Raw genomic sequence first — 19,564 nt, forward strand, 5'->3', positions numbered from 1 at the left:
TCCGGTACGCCGGCCATTTCCGTTCAATTGCACGCCAGCCGTGAGACGTGGCACCAACGCTTCGAGTCGGACCCTGAGCGTCCGGGGTGGCTCGGCGCGTGGCCGAAGTGACCGGAGTCCTCCAACCCGGACCTTCTTAACTCAAGGTCGCGGCCGGATCGGCATGACGAGAGGATTCGACACTCCCGCGTGGACGAACACTCTCGACAGATCACGCGGACCCTACACCTCGGCCGCCGGCTCGGCGGTGGTGAAGGACCGCTTCAGCAGCCCGATGGCCACCAGCGCCTCCTCGTTGCCATAGACGGCGGCGGTGTCCAGGTGGGGGTAGCCGGCGGCCAGAGCATCGGTGACGACCTGCTCGGTCTGGTCGGCGGGGACCTGAAAAACGCCGAAGCCGAGGATCGGCATCTGCATGCCGTTGTTCAGAGTGACCGCCGACGGGAAATTCCGGTGCGGAGGGTCGGTGGGGTGGTGTGTGATCGGGGGATGGCGATCGAGATGGGCAGGCCGGGAGTCGACGGGCTCCGTGACGTGGTGCGGGTGTTGGGGGAGTGGCAGTACGACGGAGGGCCCGTGCAGTTGCATCCGGGGGATGTGGGGTGGTTCTGGCGATTCGGCGCGGAGCGGACGGCAGAGGCTTTGCGGATCTGGAGCCGGGCTGGGGAGGTTCTGGCGGTCGGGCTGCTGGATGGTGCGGAGTTGCTGCGACTGGCGTTCGCGCCGGAGGTGTTGCGGGACGAGGAGTTGGCGCAGCAGGTGGTCGAGGATGTCTCGGCGCTTGAGCGTGGTGTGCTGCCCGAGGGCGAGGTGTACGTCGAGGCGACGATGGGTGCGCTGGTCCAGGACCTGTTGTTCATGGACGGCTGGGAGAATGGCGAGCCGTGGACACCGCTTCGGCGCGACCTCGGCACGCCTGTGCCGGATCCCGGTGTACGCGTCGAGGCGATCGGGCCGGAACAGGCGCAGGAGTGGGCCGCGATCCTGCGGGCGTCGTTCGACGGGTCCACGTTCACCGACGAGCGCTGGCACGCGATGGCGGCAGGTGCGCCGTACGTCGACGCGCGGTGCCTGCTCGCTCGCAACGAGCAGGGCGAGGCGGTGGCGGTCGTGACGGTGTGGTCGGCGGGTGAAGGCAAGCCCGGGCTGATCGAGCCGATGGGCGTGCACCAGGCACACCGCCGTCACGGTTACGGCAAAGCGATCACCGTCGCCGCAGCGCGCGCACTCCAGGAATTGGGTTCGTCCAGCGTGGACGTGTGCACGCCGAGCTCCAACGTCAGCGCCGTCGCCACCTACCAGTCGGCCGGCCTCGAGCAGTTGCCCAAGAGACGGGACCTGTACCGCATCGCTTCTTGAGCTTTCCTGGAGGACCCCGCCCAGTCCGGCGCCCGCACGCCACGGTGTACGACGCCATCCGGCTTCTGGCCCCAGCCGACAAGCTCAGGTCCTGCAGCCAGAGAAGCCGAAGAGGCGTAGAGGAACTCACGGGATCTCTCCTTAAGCCGGGCAGGCGGGGGCCGTCTCGGCCGGTGTGCTGTCGCGGAGCGCGCGAATGTGGGTGAGGAGGTCCTTGGTCTGGCGGGCCTCCTCCAGCCAGGTGTAAACCGGGGCGAACGCGGCGCGCAGCTTCCGCACCCGCTCGGGGCCGGCAGTCACCAGTTCGATTGCACCGCGCCGGCACAGGGCGCCGATCGCCTCCTGCTCGAAGGACCTGATGAACTCGATGCTCTCCGGCACCGCCGCCAGCGCGGCCCGGCGCAGCAGGTCGCGCTGGTCCGGGGTGAGGGCGTGGCGGCTTGCGACGATCGTGAGCGGTCGCGGCCACAGGCTCACGTCCGCTGTCAGCGACCGCAGCGTCCCGTCATACCCGTTGCCCCGCACGGCGGCGATCTGCAGCTCCACCCCGTCGAAGCCGTCCACCGGCGCGCCCTCGAACGCGTAGGGCACCGCCGTGGCCCCCAAAGCCGCCAGGCTGCGCGCCGCCACTTCCCCGGCGGAGATTGCGATCCCCGCGCCCTTGTAATCGGCCGGGCCGAGGAAGCGCCGTTCCACGCCGGCGGGCCTGCGCAAAGGGCCAGGCAGGATGCCGATCCCCTCCAGCCCCAGCGCCGCGGGTCCCTGGAGCATCTGCGAGGTCAGCCCGGCCTCGCCCAGGACGGCCTGCTCCATCGTGAGATCGGCGATCTCCAACGGCGCCAGCAGCGCATCGAACGAACGCACCCCCAGCCCGTGCCAGACCCGGGCTCCGACGACGCCCAGCGTGTACGTGCCGGCGCGCACCTCCCGTACCAGGCCGGCCTCGGCCTCCGGATCGTTCGCCTGCCAGCGGCGCGTGGCCTCGATCCGCACCGCACCGCCCGACAGCCGCTCCACCTGGGCGACGAAGTCCTCCACCTCCGCGGCGTCCCGGATGCCCACCATGGTGAGCACCATCGGCTCGGCCGTACCCGCGCCTCCCGCATTGTCACCCGTGCCTGCCGGTCCGCACCCCGTCAGCACGAGCAGCACACAGGCCAGCGCACCGACCGTCTTCCTCCACAGCATGAGACATCTCCTTCCCGGCCTTCGAGTGCTTGTCCAGGCCTGGCGTCGGCGGTCGTCGACGCCGCGGTGGATGCATGGGTGGCAGCCGTCAATATCATGATCAGCAGGGGTGCTGCCAGTGACGTCGTGGCCGGTGTACCGATCGTGGCCGGGCAACCGGGTGCAGGACATCCGAGCTAGCACTGGATCTGTCCATCGGGAGTGACACCGTGGAGGCCAAGCGGGTCGCGCTGCCGGTGTGCTGGTGCACACCGCCCAGGCGCGGGCGCGTGATGATCTGGCCGGTGGTCATGGTTGCAGGAGCGCGGCCCGTTCCGGAGACCGCGCCGCCGACGGCAGGCGGTCAGGCGACGGGGATCCAGGTGAACCGGCCGTCAGGACCAGGTTCGGCCCGCCCGAAGACCACGTCGGCGAAGTGGCCGCCGTAGCCGATCGTGTCGGGGCGGCTCAGTTCTTCGACCAGGCGGCGGCGATGCTCGGCGGATTTTGCGGGGTCGTGGTCGATCCCACAGGACCATTCGGGGTGGGTGACCTGGACCGGCGCGTGCAGGGCGTCGCCGAACGCGATGAGCCGCCGGTCGCCGCCGGTGATGGTGTAGGTGGTGTGGCCGATGGTGTGTCCGGGCGCGAAGGAGGTCCGGACGCCGGGGAAGATCTCTTCGCCGTCCCCGATCGTGCGGACCTGGGGTTCCATGACGGCGAGCCGCTGCTCGGCGGCGAGGTCGCGCCGCTCCCACTCGGGCGCCGCGACCAGATGAGCGGCGTGTGCGAAGGGTGGTGCGTCGTCGCCGGGGGCGGTGCTCCAGGTCCAACCTAGGTGGTCGCTGTGCAGGTGGGTGATGGCGATGGCCTCGATCTGCTCCGGCGTACGGCCCAGCCGCCGCAGGCTGTCCAGCAGTTCACCGCCGTACAACCGCCCCAGCAGCGGGTTGGCCGGGTCGTCGGGGTGGGACTCGGGTCCGAACCCGGTGTCGATGAGCAGCGCCCGGTCGCCTCGCTCGACCAGCAGCCCGCCGATCCCGGCGACCAGAAAGCCGTCGTCGTCGAGGTGGTCGCGGTGGGTGGCCCAGTCGGCGGCGGTGGCGGCGGGCAACCAGCCGCGCGGCTTGAGCCGGACCACCCCGTCGGGGACGTACGTGATCGTTAGGTCGCCCAACTGGAGCGAGCGGACGCGGGGCGCGCGGCTCAGTCGCGCGCGGTCGAAAACGGTCGTCGTGGCCATGTTCCTGCCTCGTGCTCAGAGAGACACCACCGGACGGCGGCACAGGAGCTTGGCCTGACCGCCTCGCAGGGCGTCGCGTTGCGCGAGCTGACCGGTCCCATGACGTTGCGTGAGCTCGCCGAACGGATGAGCTGCGAGCCCTCCAACGCCACCTTCGTCGCCGACCGCCTCGAGGAACAGGGCTACCTCGAACGCCATCCACACCCCGGCAACCGCCGCGCCAAGCAACTCGTCCTGACGTCCGCGGGCGCCGAACTCCGCGAGCGCCTCCTGGATCTGCTCTCTAAGGACTCCCCGCTGGCCCCGCTGTCCCCCGAAGAGCAAGACGCCCTGCAACACCTCCTCGCCCGCGCCGTCGTCCACTGATCCCTCGGGACCATCTTCAGGGACTCCTTATCCGAAGCCTCCCCGGCCGTCCCGGGATCGGCCGCATCACGTGGTCGCCGATCTCCACGGGATGCCGGTAAGAATCGAGCCAGGCGACCGTGCGTGACCGGGAGTTCCCGGGCGGCCATGTAGCAAGCGATGCGACCTGTGCAAACGCTCGATTCAGCGTTATCGTGCCGCAGAGCGCCGGACTCATCCCCGAGCGCCCGGACCGAAAACTGCCCTCGGCGGGTTGCGCGGTTGCGCACCGTGACCTGCGGCGACCCCACTCGTTTGGGCGGGTGCGAAATCGATGAGCAGATCCTCGAGCGGCCCTTGAATTGGTCCTCAATTGGCCTACAGGATCGGACCTTATCGAGTGTACCGATTCCTGTCAGGCTGAGTGGCATGACAACGACAGCGACCCGCTTCGACGGCCGGCTCCTCGCTCCTGGCGACGCCGGCTACGACACCGCCCGTACCATCTGGAACGCCATGGTCGACCGGCGTCCACGCATGATCGTCCGCGCGGCGGGCGTCGCCGACGTGGTCGCCGCCGTGCGGATGGCCAGGGAACTGGACCTGGAGATCGGCGTGCGCTGCGGCGGCCACAACGTCGCCGGCTTCGCCGTGCCTGACGGTGGTCTCATGATCGACCTGACGCTCATGGGGGGCGTGCGGATCGACCCGGCCCGTCGCCGGGCCCGGGTGCAGGGCGGCGCGCTGCTCGGCGCGCTGGACCGGGCGTCCCAGGCGTACGGCCTGGCGACCACCGCGGGCAACGTCTCGCACACCGGCGTCGGCGGGCTCACGCTCGGCGGCGGCATGGGCTGGCTGGCCCGCCAGTACGGCCTGGCCTGTGACAACGTCGTCTCCTACACGATGGTCACCGCCGAGGGGGACGTGGTGACCGCGAGCCGCACCGAGAACCCCGACCTGTTCTGGGGCCTGCGCGGCGGTGGCGGCAACTTCGGCATCGTCACCGAGTTCGAGTTCCAGTTGCATCGCATCGGCACGCGGACGCTGGTCGCCGAGTTCGACTTCCGCGCTGAGGACGCCGTCCCGGTCATCGAGGGCTGGCGCGACCTGAACGCCGTCGCGCCCCGGCAGGCGACGTTCACCGCCAGCGTCGGCAGCGGTCCCGCCGGCCCGATCGCCACGCTGGGGTTCGTGTGGGTCGGCGACCCGGACGAGGGCCGCCGGCTGCTGCCCGCGATGCGGTCGCTCGGGCGTCCCGTCGCGTCGCGCGTCACCACACCGTCGTACCTCGAACTTCAGCAACGCGACGACTCCACCGGCGGTCACGCCTACCGCCGCTATTCCAAGGGGCACTACCTGCGGAGCTTTCCCACCGCGGCGATCGAGGCGTTCCTGCTGCGCGGCGGCGCCGACCTGAGCGCGAGCCCGGACCTGCCGGGCGTCGGCCTGCAGGCGCACGGCGGCGCGATCGCCGATGTCCCGGATGCAGACGCGGCATTCAGTCACCGCGGCACGATGTTCGAGTTCGGTGCCGGCTCCCGCTGGAGCGACCCGGCCGAGGACGACGTCAGGATGGGTGCCGCCCGCGCCGCCGGTGCGTCGCTCGAGCCGTACGCGAGTGGGGTGTATGTCAACTCGTTGACGGCCGACGAGCTGGCCGATGGGCAGCGCGGCGTACGGCGGGCGTATTCGGCCGCGAAGCTGGCCCGGCTGACCGCGGTGAAGACCGCGTACGACCCGGCCAACGTGTTCCACCTGAACCAGAACATCCGTCCGGCACTGTGACGGGCCGCGTCAGGATCCTCGTACCTCCCGGATGGCCGTCGCCAGCAGCGCGACCCCCTCGGCGATGGCCCTCTCGCTGAGGATGGCGTAGCCGAAGATCAGGCCACCGGGCCCGGCGCCGGCGATCCGGAACGGCCCGACGCCCTGGATGCCGAGCCCGTGCCGGGCGGCTGCCGCCACCACCGCCGCCTCGTCGAGGTCGGGCGGGAGCCAGGCGACCACATGCTGCCCGGCGGCGATTCCGGCCGGTTCCAGCTCGGGCAGATGGGTGCGCAGGGCGTCCAGCAGCGCGTCGCGGCGGCGCCGGTACACCGGACGCATCCGGCGCAGGTGACGGTCGAACTCGCCGCGTGCGAGGAAGTCGGCGAACGTCAGCTGGTCGATGACCGACGAACCGCGGTCGGCGAGCAGCTTGGCCGTGGAGACGTCGGTCACCAGGTGGGCAGGCAGCACCAGCCAGCCGAGCCGCAACCCCGGCGCGAGCGTCTTGCTGGCCGTACCGCAGTAGACGACGTGATCGGGCGCGAGGCCCTGCATAGCGCCCACCGGCGAGCGGTCGTAGCGGTATTCCGCGTCGTAGTCGTCCTCGATCACGATCGCGCCGCGGCGTTTCGCCCAGCGGATCACCTCGGCCCTGGCCGCCGCCGACAGCACCCCGCCGGTTGGCCACTGGTGCGACGGCGTGAGCACGACCGCGTCGGCGTCGGCCCGATGGAGCGCGTCGACCTGAATGCCGTCCGGACCCACCGGGATGCCGACCACGTCCAGTCCCGCGGCCCCGGCCAGCACCCGGGCGTCGTCGTCGGACGACGGGTCTTCCAGGGCGATCCGCCTGGCGCCGCGCCGCGCGAGCACCTGGATCAGCAGCGCGATGCCCTGCCCGTAGCCGTTGCAGATCACCATGTTGCCGGGGACGGCCAGCGTGCCGCGCACCCGGTTGAGGTAGTCGCACAGGGCCCCGTGCAGTTCCGGCACGCCACGCCCGTCGAGGTAGGCGAACCGGTCGTTGGGCGTGGTGGTGAGCACGGTACGAACCGAGCGCAGCCAGGCTGTCCGCGGGAACTGCGACACGTCGGTGCGCCCGTACCCGAAGTCGACCCTGAAGCCGACGCTGCGCGCGGCCGGCTGCGCCGTCGAAGCCGCGGAGCCCGCGCCGGCGTCGGCCGGCGGCATCGACGCGGCGACCTGGGTGTAACCGCCCGATCGGCTGGCGAGGTAGCCCTCGGCGACGAGCTGCTGGTAGGCCTCCACGATCACCCCGCGGGAAACCCCGAGCCCGGTCGCGAGGGTGCGGGTGGGTGGCAGCGACGCGCCCGCTCGCAGCCGGCCGGCCCGGATGCCTGCGCGGATGGACGCCTCGATCTGCCGGTGCAGTGGCACCCCCGCATCGCGGTCCAGCTCGATGAGCAGGTCCTCGGCCGGCCCGGAATTGGTCCTCAATCGCCCCACAGGATCGGACCTTACCCGCGTGTACCAATTCCTGCCAGGCTGAGTGGTCGTTGGCGAACTATCCAGATGAGCTGCTGACCGGGGGCACGGGGACTGGGGCTATCTCTCATCTCTCTTCGACAAGTCACAAACCGCGAGCAGATTCGCAGGAGGCGACGAATGATCGACATTGAGCCGCAGACCTCAGGCGGGAAGGTGCTCTGGCACTTCACGATGTCCCTGGACGGCTTCGTGGCAGTGCCGAACCACACCACGGACGGGATGACCCGGATGTCATCTCGTCCAGGCCTGATCGACGCATACATCGAGACCACCGGCGCCGTGCTGGGGGGTCGAGACGGCCGGGACATCGACAATGACGCCCGACCGTACGGGGGCGACTGGAAAGGACCGATCCTCGTACTCACCCACCACCCCGAGGATGCCACGCCCGCCGACGACGTCACGTTCCTGAACTGCGAGGCGTGCCCGTGCTGAGGCAGGTAGCGGAGGGTGTGCTGGTCCACGAGAGCGAGTTCGTGCAGAGCAACGCCGTTGTGGTGCAGGGCCGGGCCGGTGTGCTGCTCATCGACCCCGGGGTGACCGGCTCCGAGATCGACTGCCTCGCGAACGACCTTCGCGAGTTGGGTCAGTCCGTTGTGGCAGGGTTCTCGACGCATCCGGATTGGGATCACGTGCTCTGGCACGCCCGGCTCGGCGAGGTGCCCCGTTACGGCACGGCGCGCTGCGCGGCTTATATGCGAGATCTGCTGTCGGACGCAGGTGCGAAGGCCCGCATCGCCGACCACCTGCTCGAGACGGAAATCGCCGGTCAGGTACCGCTGGACCTACTCGGCCTCATCACCGGCCTGCCCGCCGAAACTGCGCAGATTCCTTGGGACGGCCCTCAAGTCCGGATCATCGAGCATCAAGCGCATGCCCCGGGCCACGCGGCGCTGTTGATCGAAGAACTCGGGGTTCTCGTCGCCGGCGACATGCTCTCTGATGTCCTGATTCCGATGCTCGACGACGTGAACAGCACCAATGACCCGATCGAGGACTACCTCGCAGCGCTGCGGCTGCTCGAGGAGGTGGCGGACGATGTCGATGTCGTCGTCCCTGGCCACGGGTCCGTCGGCGGAGCTGATCAGGTACGCGCACGGATCAATCGAGATCGGGCGTACGTGCACGCCTTGCGTGACGGCCGGGATTCCGGCGACCCGCGGATCGGCCCATCGGCCAAGCCCGGCTGGGAATGGGTGAGCGACGTGCACACAGGGCAACTCCAGAGCCTCGCCCAAAGAAGCGAGCGCGACGGGACGTCCCGCGGCGGACCTTGAGCGTCGGCCACGTCCGATCCTCCCCGAAGGCCGAAGCGGGGGACCAGTCGAGTGATCTTTCCTCGGGACGGGACGCACGGCGGGCCCTGCGGATGCTCCCGTCGCGCGGGAGCGGTGAGGTGATGCGGTCAGGCGGCGGCTCGTTCACCGACGGGGCGGCGGCGGAGGGCCGGGCGTTGGAGAGACGGGGGACGGTAGGCGGACTGGTCGGGCGCGCCGACATCGGTGCCGGGCGGAACGATCTCGTCGATCTGGTCGAGGATCTCGTCGGAAAGCGTGACGTCGACGCCGGCGAGCAGGTCGTCGAGCTGCTCCATCGTGCGCGGCCCGATGATCGCGCTGGTCACGCCGGGATGAGCGATCGCGAACGCCATCGCGAGGTGCGTCATCGGCAAGCCCGCCTTTTCGGCGAGCGGAATGATCTGTTCGACGGCATCGAGCCGACGCTCGTCACTGAAGCTCGTCAAGAGCGTGGCGCGGCGGAGGTCCGTCTGCTGACCCTTGCGGATGCGTCCGGTGAGCATTCCCTTCGCGAGCGGGCTCCACACCAGCGTGCCCATCCCGTAGCGTTGGGCGACGGGCAGCACTTCGGTTTCGATGCCGCGGCTGAGGATCGAGTAGGTCGGTTGCTCGGTGCGGAACCGTTCCAGGCCGCGCCGCTCGGCCACCCACTGGGCTTCGACGATGTCGGAGGCGGGCATCGTGGACGACCCGATCACCCGGACCTTACCGCTGTGGATCAGGTCCGAGAGCGCGGACAGCGTCTCCTCGATATCGGTGTCGGGGTCGGGCCGGTGGATCTGGTAGAGGTCGATGTGGTCGGTCTGCAGGCGACGCAGCGAGTTCTCGATCGCGGTCATGATCCAGCGTCTTGAGTTGCCTCGCTGATTGGGGTCGTCTCCCATCGGGAGATGCAGCTTGGTGGCGAGGACGACGTTGTCGCGACGTCCCTTGAGCGCCTTTCCCACGATCTCTTCGGACTCGCCGCGCGAGTACGCGTCGGCGGTGTCGACGAAGTTGATCCCCGCGTCCAGCGCTTTGTGGATGATGCGGATCGCGTCGTCGTGGTCGGAGTTGCCGGGAGCGGCCCCGAACATCATCGCGCCGAGCGCGTAGGGGCTGACCTTGATGCCGGTCCGGCCGAGGGTGCGGTACTGCATGGTTCTCCTTGTGTGTGGGCATGCTGGTCCCGCTAGACTGAAAGCGGAACGCCGTTCAGTCAGAGAATACGGAACTCCGTTCCGTATTGCAAGGGGAACCCACACCATGACCCATCAGCCGCCCGGAAACCCGCCCGCCCGCCGCGTGCGACCCGACGTGCAGCGCAACCTGGACGCCCTGCTGACCGCGGCCGCCGAGGTCTTCGAGTCAGAGGGCGTGGACGCCCCCGTGCGACGGATCACTGCCAAGGCCGGGGTGGGGGCGGGCACCTTCTATCGCCATTTCCCGCACCGTTCGGACCTCATCACCGCCGTTTTCCGCCGCGACGTCGACGCTTGCGCCGAGGCCGCGCCCGCCTTCTCGCAGCAGTACGAGCCGGTCGAAGCCCTCACCCAGTGGCTGCAGTGCTTCGCGGCGTTCGTCGCGGCCAAGCGTGGCCTCAAGACCGCCCTGCACTCCGGCGACCCCGCCTACGAAAGCCTGCCCGAATACTTCCACCAGCGCTTCGTCCCTGTCCTGGCAAAGCTGCTGGACGCAGCCGCCGCATCCGGCGACATCCGCTCTGATCTCGCCCCGCATGATCTGCTGCGGGCCATGAACGACATCGTCGCACCAGACGATGACGGCTACACCCAGCGCATGATCGCCCTGCTCGTCGACGGCCTCCGATACCGGCCAGCCGGGGCCGGCCCCCTCGCGGCAGACGACGCGAAGACAGTCAGACCCCGCACATGATCATCCAGCCCGGCCATTGGTGAGGTGCCCGCCGATCCGGTTGTCTCGCGACGCCGCTGAGCTGAGCCCTCACGCCCGCGGCGCGGCGGGCGATGGCCGGTTCTGGCCAGGCAGGTCAGGGTGAGGTGGGCATCAAGTCGTTCACATGTTCTACCCGCCAGGGCCATTTATGGGTAGCCTTGCAGTCACTGACAGTGACGGCAGGGACCAGGGGTGCGGGTGCCAGGTATGCGGGCGTGCCGGTCGTCGAGCATGGCCAGATGCCAGCCAATGCCGGTGCTACTCGTCAGTTTCGGCCTGAGCGAGGCGGGGCCGGTGAGTGCATGAGCAGGCTCACCGCGACGGCGACCTGCACCGCACATCGCGCGATCGTGGAGCAGACCGGTCAGATCGTCCCGCACCCGCTGCTGGCCCAGCGGGTGGCCTGGCTGACCGGCCTGGCTGCACGTGTGGACAGAAGGCCACTCATCGGGCGACCGGCGCGTGCGCCGTACGCGATCAGCCCTGGCACGCGCGCTGATTCAGCTGGTCGAGGAGCGGGATCTGTCCCGGATCAGCGTCTCCGATGTCGCCGAAGGTGCCGGAGTGAGCCGGTCGGCCTTCTACGACCACTACCGGGACGTCCACGAACTGGCTGAGGACGCCTGCACCGCGATGATCGACGGCTTGATCGAGTCCTTGCCGGCCCCCGACCTCCCATCGGCGGACCTGGCGCAGGAGGCGATCCCGTCGCTTGCGGCGTTCTTCGCCACCGCATCGCCGTGGCCATCCATGACCACCTGGCCGCGGCCGACACCGGTGAGTGGACGGAGCGCGTCCCGCATGACGTCGCGGCCGCGTTCACGGCCGGCGCGCTGATCGGTGTGGCCGTCGACTGGCTTCAGGGCGGGTGTTCCCGGACCCCTGCCGAGATGGCCGAGGTGACCTGACCGCTCTTGAACGCGCATTACCGCATCTATGAGGAGGGCCGGCGTACGCCGGCGTTAGCCTCTGCTCAGGTCGACGCGCGGTGGACGACGTGCGGAGACAACGAGGTGGGAGACAGGCGCCGGAAAATCAGTTGCGCTTGGCGCATCGACCAGCCAAGGATCGGCCCAACGGTACGGCGAGCGGAACCGCCGGCCGCCTTTCTTGACCGTGTCGCGCGTACGGGAGGAGAACCGGCATGTTGACCGACTCTGATCAATGCAGCAGAGAAATCTCTGGTCAGCGCGAACATGCCCACCCGGCCCCGCGGCCTTGACACGTCCGGGACGGCTGACCCTCGCCGCGCGCTGGAACAGATGTGACAGGGAAGTGACCATTCCCTGTCACATAAAAGATCCTTCCTTGATCTCCACCAGCGGTTCCGCCGGACACCTCTAGGGTCGATGGCAACACGTTCCCTGTCACATAGGAGCCCGCCGGTGATCCCCGAACCCGCACGGTGATGAGCTTCCTGTCCGCGGCCGCTGTGGCCGAGACGGTGACCGTCGATCCGACGGACATCGCGCTGCTGACCTGTGTGCTGGCCGACCACCATCACACCACCTGGCTGCTGGCTCCTGACCTGGTGGCGGCCCTCGATCACGACGGGCCGGTCATCGTGCAGGCCCACCAATTCTGGCTCCTGCTCGGCGAGGCCGACCCCGAGCTCGTCTACGACCTGAACGGCGCCGAGGACGCTACACACGAGCGGATGGACGTCCAAGCCCACCACCGCCTGGAGCCCGCGCTGCATGTGCAGGCGCCGCTGACCGCGGCGATGAATGCCCTCATGGACGCGGAGTTCCTCTTCTGCAACGCCCAGGACTTCGGATCTCCGTGACGATGGCCAAGGTCCTGCCTCTCACCGGCGGCCCGGCGCTGGCCGACGCCGCCACCACGTTCCTGAACCGCCGGGACCTCGACGCCGACACCCTGCGCTCATACCGTCAGACTCTGACCTGCCTGCGCACGGAGCTCGGGGACGGCGCTCTGCTGACCGACCTGACGGCCGAGCAGACGACAGCTGTATTCACCGCGGCGTGGGGGAACGCAGCCGCCCGCACCTGGAACCGCCACCGCTCCGCCTTGCGTTCCTTCACCACCTGGGCCACCGCCCGGTGGAGCATGACCGACCTGACCGCCCTGGTCGAGCGGCGCCGGGAGAACTCCGACGGCACCAAAGTCATCGACCGGCACCTGATCGAGGCCCTGTGGCAGCGCCGCGACCTGCCGCTGCGTGACAAGACCCTCTTCCGGCTGCTGTACGAGAGCGCGGCCCGCTCCGTCGAGGTTCTCGGGCTCGATGTCGGCGATCTCTTGCTGGAGGCCAAGCGCGGCCGCGTACGCCGCAAGGGCGGCACCACCGACTGGATCCTGTGGCAGTCCGGCACCGCCCGGCTGCTGCCCCGCCTGCTCGCCGGCCGCACCCGCGGCCCGGTCTTCCTCACCGACCGGCGGCCCGGCCCGGCCCGAACCCCCGCCGGAGCCGACTTGTGTCCCGTCACCGGCCGCGCCCGCCTGTCCTATGAGCGTGCCGAGTACCTGTTCAAGCAGGCCACCAAGACCATCGACCCGACCGGGGCCGGCTACACCCTCCACCAGCTGCGCCACTCCCGCCTGACCCACCTGGGCGAGGACGGCTGGTCGTCCTCCACGCTCATGACCCTGTCCGGCCACCGGAACCTGCGCACCCTCGGCATCTACGTCCAATCCAGCGCAGAAGCCGTCGCCGCCGCGCTCGCCGAGCACGACCCCGGCCGCCGACGCCACTGACTCGACCCCTATCCCCGAAGGCAGAGTGTCCGATGACCCGGCTGACAACGTCCATCCCCTGGGATCGCTTCTTCGGCCTCGCCGACAAGCCGCATGGGCCGCGACCGGCCGCCGCGGCCTCAGCGCTGGACAGCCGCACTGACCAGGACGACCTGGATCGGGTCGTCGCCGCGGTGCTCAGCAAACGGCGCATCGCTCAGCTCACAGAACGCCGCCTCACGGTCGAGTCCAGCCAATGTCCCTGCTTTCTCCGCGACTCTCGCGGCAACCTCCACCGCCGCCGGCATTGTGAGGAGGATCCGGGTTTTGTGCTATGTGCTCGACGGGCCGCACCGGGGTCCGGGCATGGTGGACCGCCTCCGAGGCTGGTACCGCGGCAAGAAGCTCCCCCCACATCGTGGGATGCCATATCTCCGCACCGGCCTATCCTCGGCCCCAGGGGTGACCAGAAGTGCGGATGACCGGTCTGCGCTCGCGCATGGCGCTGTCCTATGTCCTGGTGTCGGCCGCGGCCGTGCTCGTCGTCGAGGCGGTGTTGTTCGGCATGCTGGTGCCGTCCCTGCTGTCCGGCAGCGACCAGGCCGCGCGGGCCCGGCACCAGGCGGCGGCCGACGCCAAGACCTTCAGCCTCATCGCCACCAAGATCCGCTCCCGTCAGCCGGACCTCGGCCGGGACGAGCTTCTGGCCCAGGTCGCGGTGAGCGGCTTCCGCGCCACCGCGATCAGCGGCGGCCCCGAAGGGGCCACCATCCCGTACGTCGACGACGTCATGGCTGAGCCACCCACGGCAATGGAGGTCCTCCTCGGCCGGGACGGCAGGGTCGTGGCCGGATCCGCGCCGGTCGCCGTGCCCCCCGGCTCCAGGCTGCCGACGGCGCTGCCGGTCACGCTGGACGGCCACGGGGTGGCCGATGCTCGGGTGGCCTGGGCGGTGAGTCCGGTCCAGGTGGCCGTGGGTGAGTCGTTCGAGCTGGTGGGCGGCGTTTACGTGCAGGTGCCCGCGGCGGGCTCCACTTGGGAGATCCTCGCCGGGCAGCAGCCTCTCCTGGGACTCGGCGTCGTCGTGCTCCTGCTGGCCGTGCCGGCCGGGCTGGCGTTCGGCATGCTGAGCACCCGCGGACTGATTGCCAGGGTGCACCGCCTGTCGAGCGTGACGGCGGCGGTGGCGGGCGGCGACTTCGGTGCCAGGGCCCAGGTCACGCCGGGAGACGAACTGGGCGAGCTGGAGGAGGCGCTCAACGTCATGGCCGGGCGGCTTGGCGTCGCGGTACAGGAGGAGAAGCGGCGGGTGGAGCGGGACACCCGGCGGGGAGAGCGCGCCCGCATCGCCCGCGAGCTGCATGACTCGGTGTCGCAGGATCTGTTCTCCATCGGTTTGCTGGCCGACGGGCTCACCGCCGCCATGCCGGCCGACGAACGGCTCCGACCGCAGGCGGAGGCGATCTCGCGGACCGCGGCGCACTCGATGCGGGAGATGCGCGCGTTGCTGCTGGAACTGCGGCCGGTGGCGCTGGAGGATGCCGGGTTGGTGCCGGCGCTGCATGAGCTGGGGCGGGTGTACGAAGAGCGGCTGGGACTGAAGGTGAAGGCCGCCCTGGAAGAGGTACAGCTCGGCTACTCGGCTGAGCACGCGTTGCTGCGGGTGGCGCAGGAGGCGCTGGGCAACGTCGCCAGGCATGCCGCGGCCACAGCCGTCGACCTGCGACTGTCCGGGGAGGACGGGGCTGTCGTGCTGGAGCTGTGCGACGACGGGCGCGGGCTGGACGATGCCCGGCAGGCGGGGCGGCACGGGATGGGGATCACGCTCATGCGCGAGCGGGTGGAAGAGTTGGGCGGGCGGATCGAGTTAGGCACCGCGACCGGCGGGGGCACGCGGGTGCGGGTGACCATCCCGGCGGACGAGGGAGGACAGCCATGATCAGAGTGCTGGTCGCCGACGATCACGAGGTGGTGCGGCAGGGGCTGCGGTTCATCCTGGAGTTGCAGGAGGACATGGAGCTGGCCGGGGAGTGCGGGGACGGGGCCGCGGCGCTGGAGATGATCGTGCGGCTGCGGCCGGACGTGGTCCTGCTCGACCTGGCGATGCCCGGTGTGGACGGCCTCGCCGTCCTCAAAGAGCTGCGGAGGAGGGGCCCCGCGGTGATCGTGTTGTCGTCGTTCGACAACGATGTCAAGATCGTCGAGGCGATCCGGGAAGGGGCGGTGAGCTTCCTGACCAAGACCGTGCCCATGGCGAAAGTGGTGGCCGCCGTGCGGGCCGCGGCCAAAGGCGAGCCAGTGCTGGAGCCGAACGTGGCGGGGCTGCTCATGGCCGAGGTCAGGAACACCCGGCCGCGCGACCCGCTGGAGACCCTGTCGCCGCGCGAGCGGGACGTGCTCATCGGCATCGCCAAGGGCAGGTCCAACAGGGAACTGGCCAGGACGCTCACGGTGAGCGAGGAGACGATCAAGAGCCATGTCTCCAACATCCTGGCCAAACTGCACCTGGCCGACCGTACCCAGGCCGCGATCTTCGCCCTCCAGTGCGGCCTGGTCCCGCTCGACCGCGCGCTGGAGGAGTAGGCGTCACATCGAACGCAGTGCCTCCGTCGGCGACATGCGCGTGGCCCGCATCGCCGGATACAGCCCGGCCAGCGCGCCGACGCCGATCGCGACGGCCAGGCCGCCCCAGACCACGTAGCCGGGCACCAGCACGCTCCACCCGCGGGTGGCCGCCATCGCGACCGTGGCGCCGACGCCGAGCGCGACCCCGGCCAGACCGCCCAGCAGCGACAACACCAGCGACTCCGCCAGGAACTGCACGCCGATGTGCGCCCGTGTCGCCCCCAGTGCCATCCTGAGCCCGATCTCCGCCCTGCGCTCCAGCACGGAGATCACCATGATGTTGGCGATGCCGATCCCCGCCACGAGCAGCGCGATCGCGCTCAGCCCCAGAAAGAGCCTGGCCGAGGCGTCGGCCACGGCGATGCGCGCGGTCAGTGCGTCGGAGGGGCGGCTGACCTCCGCCTCGTCGGGGTTGATCGGGTTCGCGGCCAGGCCCAGTGCTCCGGCCACCTCCTGCACCATGGCCTGCTGGGCCGTCACGTACAGCCGACTCGGGTGCCTGTCGTAGTCGAGCAGGGCAGCGGCAATGCCGAAGCCGACCATCGCGGAGCGGTCGATCTCCGCGGCCATCGGGAACGGCTGCAGGATGCCGATCACGGAGAACCAGTGCCCACCCAGCCACACCCGGGTGTCGGCGTCCAGACGGGAGATTCCGAGCGTGGCAGCCGCCTCTGAACCGAGCACGGTGACCGGCAGCCGGTCACCGGCCGCGTCGAGGAAGCGTCCCGTCCGCACCGAGCCGGACAGGGTGGCCAGCAGCGAGCCGTCCACGGCCCGTACGGCGAGGCCGCCCGTGCGCCCGGGCGGGATGAGGTCGCTGCGGTAGACGTGCTTGTCCGGCAATTGCGCGGTCGGCGCCACTCCGGTGACCCCGCGCACCCGGCGGGCCATCTCGGCCGCCGTGACCGGCAGCGCCGCCTCCTGGCCGCTGACCCGGCTCCGGGTGCTGCTGACGGTGAGCAGGTTCGTGCCAAGTTGGTCGATCTGCGCCAGCAGTGAGGACTGGCTGGACTGGGTGATGCCCAGCACGCCCACGATGGCGGCGATTCCGATCGCGATGCCCAGCGCCGACAGCAGCGCCCGCATGCGGCGCGAGCGCAGCCCGAGCGTGGCCGTGAGCAGCAGGTCGGCGGGACGTAGCCGGGCGGAGGAGAGCTCAAGCGGCATGGCCGACCACCTGCCCGTCGCGCAGTTCCACTCGGCGGTGGCAGGAGGCGGCCACGTCGTGGTCGTGCGTGATGATCACGATGGTCGTCCCCTCGGCGTTGAGCTGTTGCAGGAGTTCGACGATCTGGCGGCCGTTGGCGGAGTCGAGGTTGCCGGTCGGCTCGTCGGCGAGCAGGATCACCGGCTCGCCGGCCAGCGCGCGGGCGATGGCCACGCGCTGTCGTTCGCCGCCGGACAACTTGCTAGCCTGGTGCGACAGGCGGTGCCCCAGCCCCACCTTCTCCAGCGCCGCCGCTGCGGCCTGCCGTCTGCGCCGGGCCGGGATGCCGCGATAGAGCAGGCCTGTGGCCACGTTGTCCACCACGTTCAGCGCGTCGAGCAGGAAGAACTGCTGGAACACCATGCCGATGGAGTGCGCGCGCAACGCCGCGAGCCGGGCGGCCGACATGCGCTCAACGGCGTGCCCGGCGATGAGGACGGAGCCGGAGGTGGGCTTGTCCAGGGCGGCCATCAGGTGCAGGAGCGTCGACTTGCCGGAACCCGACGGCCCGACGATGGCCACCATCTCGCCTTCGCTGATGGTCAAGCTCACCCCGCGCACGGCCTCCACCGGCGGCTGGGAGGGGTAGACCTTCCGCACGTCGCGTAGTTCCATGACGTTCATTGCGGCGGCACCTCCACGGCCATGCCCTCGGCCAGGCCGGGGCCGCTCACCTCCACGAGTCCCGTGATCTCGTCGAACAGCCCGGTCGTGACCTGGATGTTCCTGCGGGAGCCGCCTTCGGCGACCACGACCTCGTACGTGCCGCCCGCCCGGGCCACAAGCGACGGGATCGGTACGGCCAGCACCTTCCTGTGCACCTGCGAGGTGATCGCGACCTGCACCTGAGCCTGGTCGAGTCCCTGGGGCGGCTTCTTGGTGGTGAGCTTGACCGTCACCGGGATCACCGAGGTCGCCGAGCCCTGGGCGGTCGAGGTCACCGCGACCCTGCTCACCCGGGTGACGCGTCCGTTCTCCCGCTTGCCGTCGGGCAGTGTGACCGAGACCCGGTCACCGACCTTGATCCGCGGGGCCACGGTCGGCTGGAGGTCCACGTTGATCACCCGGGCGGTGCCGGTGAAGCGCACGACCTTGACCCCGTTGCCGACCGGCGCGCCCGCGTCGGCCAGGTGGGCGGCCACCCGCATCGGGCCGGGCAGGAAGGCGACCTGACCGAGTTCGACCCGGCCGGTGACGGGCAGGTTCGCCGCGTCCTGCCAGCGGCGCACGGCCCAGTAGGTCGCCTCGGAGAATCGCCGGTCCACGGTCAGGTCGTCGCCGTGGCCCATGGCCTTGAGGTTGCGTTCGAGCTGGAGCACGTCAAGGCCACCTGTGACGCCCCAGCTCAGGGTGCGCCAGGCGGGGCGCTTGCCGTACATGAGCTTGACCCTGCGGCCGGACAGCTCGTACACCGTGTCGCCGCGCGTCAGCGTGGCGCCGACCGCGGGTAGCGAGGTGACCACCCCGCCTTCTCCCACGACGGAGGCGGTATGGGTGCCCTCGAAGCCGAGCGTGCCGGTGACCCGTTCGCGCTGGGCCACGTCGGTGCGCGTGACCGGCGTGGTTTCGACCGCGGCCGGAGTGGGGGTGGGCTGCGCCGGAACCGGGCTCTGCCGTCCGGCCCAGGCCACCCCTGCGATGACCACCCCCGACACGCCCACGACCGCGACCACGCCGCGCGTGAGCGCCCTACCCATTGCCGTTCCTGTCCTCCGGGCTGAGCACCTTCAGCCCCTTGTTGGGGTCGGGGTTGTACTGGTTGCACGCGCCCAGCTGGCTCATGAAGGCCCGCTTGTCCAGCAACTCCGTGGGCAGGGAGAACGTGCCGTCCGGGTTGGGGTCGGGCCAGTTGCGCAGCCCGTTGTCGCGCATGCACTGGGCGAACTTGCGCCAGGACGCCATCTCCTCCTGGCTGGGCACCCGGACGCGTTGCCCCTGGGCGGGCAGCCGGTCGGTGATGGACTTGCACACGTTGAGCGCGCTCTGCGGCGGCGTGGGCGCGCCGCTGGGGAAGCCCGGCTCGCCCGACTGGTCGAGCACGGGGTCTGGGAACTGGGGCAGGCCATTGGCGCGCAGGCACGTGGAGAGCTCGCGCATGACCGCCATGGCCTCCTCCGGCGTGTCGGCCCTGCCCGCCGACGCGCCGCCGTCCCCGCAGGCGACGAGTACGGCTAGCGCCGCCACCGCCGTGAAGGCGTTCCCGATGGGGAGTCTCAGCATGTCACGAGTGTCCGGCGGGCGCTGCCGGAGGGGATCCCACGAAGGTGGCGAAAAGGGCTAGCCAATTCGGGGGACCGCACTTGCAAGCCAAGATCCGTCTCAACGCCAACGGCTGTCCGCAGGTTCCTCCCCAGGACACCTTGCACCCAGAGGAAGCACAAGACCGCCTGCGGCAGGGTTGCGACACCCAAGCAATGCGGCTCCACGCAGCAACCCGCCAGCCTCGGTCTC

Annotated in this window: 21 protein-coding genes and 1 pseudogene; 12 read left to right on the top strand and 10 right to left on the bottom strand. The window is 70.1% G+C overall.

The genetic code is table 11. The features are described from left to right. Window positions 1–222: 222 nt before the first annotated feature. Window positions 223–417 carry a hypothetical protein gene (locus OHA25_RS37680; RefSeq protein ID WP_327581686.1) on the bottom strand — a complete coding sequence of 65 codons (195 nt, stop codon included), beginning with the start codon at window positions 415–417 and terminating at the stop codon, window positions 223–225. Between the two features lie 72 nt (window positions 418–489). Here OHA25_RS37680 and OHA25_RS37685 point away from each other — a divergent pair, with 72 nt between their 5' ends. Continuing rightward, complete coding sequence (locus OHA25_RS37685) at window positions 490–1,359, top strand: GNAT family N-acetyltransferase (RefSeq protein ID WP_327581687.1); 870 nt, start codon at window positions 490–492, stop codon at window positions 1,357–1,359. 141 nt (window positions 1,360–1,500) lie between these two features. Here the strand turns inward: OHA25_RS37685 and OHA25_RS37690 are convergent, their stop codons facing one another. Next, a complete protein-coding gene (locus OHA25_RS37690; RefSeq protein ID WP_327581688.1) occupies window positions 1,501–2,547 on the bottom strand; it encodes a hypothetical protein in 1,047 nt (348 codons plus the stop codon). Between the two features lie 343 nt (window positions 2,548–2,890). Next, on the bottom strand, window positions 2,891–3,769 hold the full coding sequence (locus OHA25_RS37695) for an MBL fold metallo-hydrolase (protein ID WP_327581689.1): 879 nt from the start codon (window positions 3,767–3,769) through the stop codon (window positions 2,891–2,893). Between the two features lie 54 nt (window positions 3,770–3,823). Between OHA25_RS37695 and OHA25_RS37700 the strand changes: the two genes are divergently transcribed. After that, on the top strand, window positions 3,824–4,135 hold the full coding sequence (locus OHA25_RS37700; RefSeq protein ID WP_327591095.1) for a MarR family winged helix-turn-helix transcriptional regulator: 312 nt from the start codon (window positions 3,824–3,826) through the stop codon (window positions 4,133–4,135). A 408-nt stretch (window positions 4,136–4,543) separates the two neighbouring features. Then, the gene (locus tag OHA25_RS37705) at window positions 4,544–5,899 is read left to right on the top strand and encodes an FAD-binding oxidoreductase (protein WP_327581690.1); all 1,356 of its coding nucleotides are present in this window, start codon (window positions 4,544–4,546) and stop codon (window positions 5,897–5,899) included. A 9-nt stretch (window positions 5,900–5,908) separates the two neighbouring features. On the opposite strand, the gene pdxR is transcribed toward OHA25_RS37705, so the two are convergent. Continuing rightward, window positions 5,909–7,339, bottom strand: a complete 1,431-nt coding sequence (gene pdxR / locus OHA25_RS37710) for a MocR-like pyridoxine biosynthesis transcription factor PdxR (protein WP_327581691.1) — start codon at window positions 7,337–7,339, stop codon at window positions 5,909–5,911. 168 nt (window positions 7,340–7,507) lie between these two features. Between pdxR and OHA25_RS37715 the strand changes: the two genes are divergently transcribed. Both OHA25_RS37715 and OHA25_RS37720 read left to right on the top strand, forming a co-directional pair. Beyond that, window positions 7,508–7,825, top strand: a complete 318-nt coding sequence (locus OHA25_RS37715; protein WP_327581692.1) for a hypothetical protein — start codon at window positions 7,508–7,510, stop codon at window positions 7,823–7,825. Window positions 7,826–7,842: 17 nt separating this feature from the next. Then, window positions 7,843–8,667 carry an MBL fold metallo-hydrolase gene (locus OHA25_RS37720; protein ID WP_327581693.1) on the top strand — a complete coding sequence of 275 codons (825 nt, stop codon included), beginning with the start codon at window positions 7,843–7,845 and terminating at the stop codon, window positions 8,665–8,667. A 128-nt stretch (window positions 8,668–8,795) separates the two neighbouring features. Here OHA25_RS37720 and OHA25_RS37725 read toward each other — a convergent pair whose 3' ends face one another. Continuing rightward, window positions 8,796–9,827, bottom strand: a complete 1,032-nt coding sequence (locus OHA25_RS37725; RefSeq protein WP_327581694.1) for an aldo/keto reductase — start codon at window positions 9,825–9,827, stop codon at window positions 8,796–8,798. Window positions 9,828–9,933: 106 nt separating this feature from the next. Here OHA25_RS37725 and OHA25_RS37730 point away from each other — a divergent pair, with 106 nt between their 5' ends. From OHA25_RS37730 to OHA25_RS37750, 5 genes and pseudogenes are all read left to right on the top strand, one after another. Further along, entirely contained in the window at window positions 9,934–10,563 is a 630-nt protein-coding gene (locus OHA25_RS37730; RefSeq protein ID WP_327581695.1) for a TetR/AcrR family transcriptional regulator, read from the top strand. A 483-nt stretch (window positions 10,564–11,046) separates the two neighbouring features. Further along, window positions 11,047–11,142: pseudogene (locus OHA25_RS37735) on the top strand (TetR/AcrR family transcriptional regulator); the annotation flags it as partial. Window positions 11,143–11,324: 182 nt separating this feature from the next. Continuing rightward, complete coding sequence (locus OHA25_RS37740) at window positions 11,325–11,492, top strand: TetR-like C-terminal domain-containing protein (protein ID WP_327581696.1); 168 nt, start codon at window positions 11,325–11,327, stop codon at window positions 11,490–11,492. A 500-nt stretch (window positions 11,493–11,992) separates the two neighbouring features. Then, entirely contained in the window at window positions 11,993–12,370 is a 378-nt protein-coding gene (locus tag OHA25_RS37745; RefSeq protein ID WP_327581697.1) for a hypothetical protein, read from the top strand. Window positions 12,371–12,372: 2 nt separating this feature from the next. Continuing rightward, window positions 12,373–13,302, top strand: a complete 930-nt coding sequence (locus OHA25_RS37750) for a tyrosine-type recombinase/integrase (RefSeq protein ID WP_327591096.1) — start codon at window positions 12,373–12,375, stop codon at window positions 13,300–13,302. A 119-nt stretch (window positions 13,303–13,421) separates the two neighbouring features. Here OHA25_RS37750 and OHA25_RS37755 read toward each other — a convergent pair whose 3' ends face one another. Next, entirely contained in the window at window positions 13,422–13,589 is a 168-nt protein-coding gene (locus OHA25_RS37755) for a hypothetical protein (RefSeq protein WP_327581698.1), read from the bottom strand. A gap of 170 nt (window positions 13,590–13,759) precedes the next feature. On the opposite strand from OHA25_RS37755, the gene OHA25_RS37760 reads away from it, so the two are divergent. After that, on the top strand, window positions 13,760–15,220 hold the full coding sequence (locus OHA25_RS37760) for a HAMP domain-containing sensor histidine kinase (protein WP_327581699.1): 1,461 nt from the start codon (window positions 13,760–13,762) through the stop codon (window positions 15,218–15,220). Further along, window positions 15,217–15,864: a response regulator transcription factor gene (locus OHA25_RS37765; protein WP_327581700.1), complete on the top strand. Its 648-nt coding sequence runs from the start codon at window positions 15,217–15,219 to the stop codon at window positions 15,862–15,864. Before OHA25_RS37760 ends, OHA25_RS37765 begins: the two co-directional genes overlap by 4 nt. Before the next feature lie 3 nt (window positions 15,865–15,867). Here OHA25_RS37765 and OHA25_RS37770 read toward each other — a convergent pair whose 3' ends face one another. From OHA25_RS37770 to OHA25_RS37785, 4 genes are read right to left on the bottom strand one after another with little or no spacing between them, the layout of a single operon-like run. After that, complete coding sequence (locus OHA25_RS37770; RefSeq protein ID WP_327581701.1) at window positions 15,868–17,073, bottom strand: ABC transporter permease; 1,206 nt, start codon at window positions 17,071–17,073, stop codon at window positions 15,868–15,870. Next, entirely contained in the window at window positions 17,063–17,737 is a 675-nt protein-coding gene (locus tag OHA25_RS37775; protein ID WP_327581702.1) for an ABC transporter ATP-binding protein, read from the bottom strand. The genes OHA25_RS37770 and OHA25_RS37775 overlap by 11 nt, the downstream gene beginning before the upstream one ends. Further along, window positions 17,734–18,810 (bottom strand): peptidoglycan-binding domain-containing protein, encoded by a 1,077-nt coding sequence (locus tag OHA25_RS37780; protein ID WP_327581703.1) that lies wholly within the window; start codon window positions 18,808–18,810, stop codon window positions 17,734–17,736. The genes OHA25_RS37775 and OHA25_RS37780 overlap by 4 nt, the downstream gene beginning before the upstream one ends. Next, a complete protein-coding gene (locus tag OHA25_RS37785) occupies window positions 18,803–19,333 on the bottom strand; it encodes a hypothetical protein (RefSeq protein WP_327581704.1) in 531 nt (176 codons plus the stop codon). Before OHA25_RS37785 ends, OHA25_RS37780 begins: the two co-directional genes overlap by 8 nt. Between the last annotated feature and the right edge of the window lie 231 nt (window positions 19,334–19,564).

This window comes from Nonomuraea sp. NBC_00507, from assembly GCF_036013525.1.
Classification (GTDB): Bacteria; Actinomycetota; Actinomycetes; order Streptosporangiales; family Streptosporangiaceae; genus Nonomuraea.

What these genes read in the sequence shown, in the direction of transcription:
- OHA25_RS37745 (WP_327581697.1), top strand. Translation starts at nt 11,993, where the DNA reads ATGAGCTTCCTGTCCGCGGCCGCTGTGGCCGAGACGGTGACCGTCGAT.
- OHA25_RS37780 (WP_327581703.1), bottom strand. Translation starts at nt 18,810, where the DNA reads ATGGGTAGGGCGCTCACGCGCGGCGTGGTCGCGGTCGTGGGCGTGTCG.
- OHA25_RS37750 (WP_327591096.1), top strand. Translation starts at nt 12,373, where the DNA reads ATGGCCAAGGTCCTGCCTCTCACCGGCGGCCCGGCGCTGGCCGACGCC.
- OHA25_RS37770 (WP_327581701.1), bottom strand. Translation starts at nt 17,073, where the DNA reads ATGCCGCTTGAGCTCTCCTCCGCCCGGCTACGTCCCGCCGACCTGCTG.
- OHA25_RS37775 (WP_327581702.1), bottom strand. Translation starts at nt 17,737, where the DNA reads ATGAACGTCATGGAACTACGCGACGTGCGGAAGGTCTACCCCTCCCAG.
- OHA25_RS37765 (WP_327581700.1), top strand. Translation starts at nt 15,217, where the DNA reads ATGATCAGAGTGCTGGTCGCCGACGATCACGAGGTGGTGCGGCAGGGG.
- OHA25_RS37705 (WP_327581690.1), top strand. Translation starts at nt 4,544, where the DNA reads ATGACAACGACAGCGACCCGCTTCGACGGCCGGCTCCTCGCTCCTGGC.
- OHA25_RS37695 (WP_327581689.1), bottom strand. Translation starts at nt 3,769, where the DNA reads ATGGCCACGACGACCGTTTTCGACCGCGCGCGACTGAGCCGCGCGCCC.
- OHA25_RS37760 (WP_327581699.1), top strand. Translation starts at nt 13,760, where the DNA reads ATGACCGGTCTGCGCTCGCGCATGGCGCTGTCCTATGTCCTGGTGTCG.
- OHA25_RS37680 (WP_327581686.1), bottom strand. Translation starts at nt 417, where the DNA reads ATGCAGATGCCGATCCTCGGCTTCGGCGTTTTTCAGGTCCCCGCCGAC.
- OHA25_RS37730 (WP_327581695.1), top strand. Translation starts at nt 9,934, where the DNA reads ATGACCCATCAGCCGCCCGGAAACCCGCCCGCCCGCCGCGTGCGACCC.
- OHA25_RS37725 (WP_327581694.1), bottom strand. Translation starts at nt 9,827, where the DNA reads ATGCAGTACCGCACCCTCGGCCGGACCGGCATCAAGGTCAGCCCCTAC.
- OHA25_RS37690 (WP_327581688.1), bottom strand. Translation starts at nt 2,547, where the DNA reads ATGCTGTGGAGGAAGACGGTCGGTGCGCTGGCCTGTGTGCTGCTCGTG.
- OHA25_RS37685 (WP_327581687.1), top strand. Translation starts at nt 490, where the DNA reads ATGGCGATCGAGATGGGCAGGCCGGGAGTCGACGGGCTCCGTGACGTG.
- OHA25_RS37715 (WP_327581692.1), top strand. Translation starts at nt 7,508, where the DNA reads ATGATCGACATTGAGCCGCAGACCTCAGGCGGGAAGGTGCTCTGGCAC.
- OHA25_RS37785 (WP_327581704.1), bottom strand. Translation starts at nt 19,333, where the DNA reads ATGCTGAGACTCCCCATCGGGAACGCCTTCACGGCGGTGGCGGCGCTA.
- OHA25_RS37755 (WP_327581698.1), bottom strand. Translation starts at nt 13,589, where the DNA reads ATGCCGGCGGCGGTGGAGGTTGCCGCGAGAGTCGCGGAGAAAGCAGGG.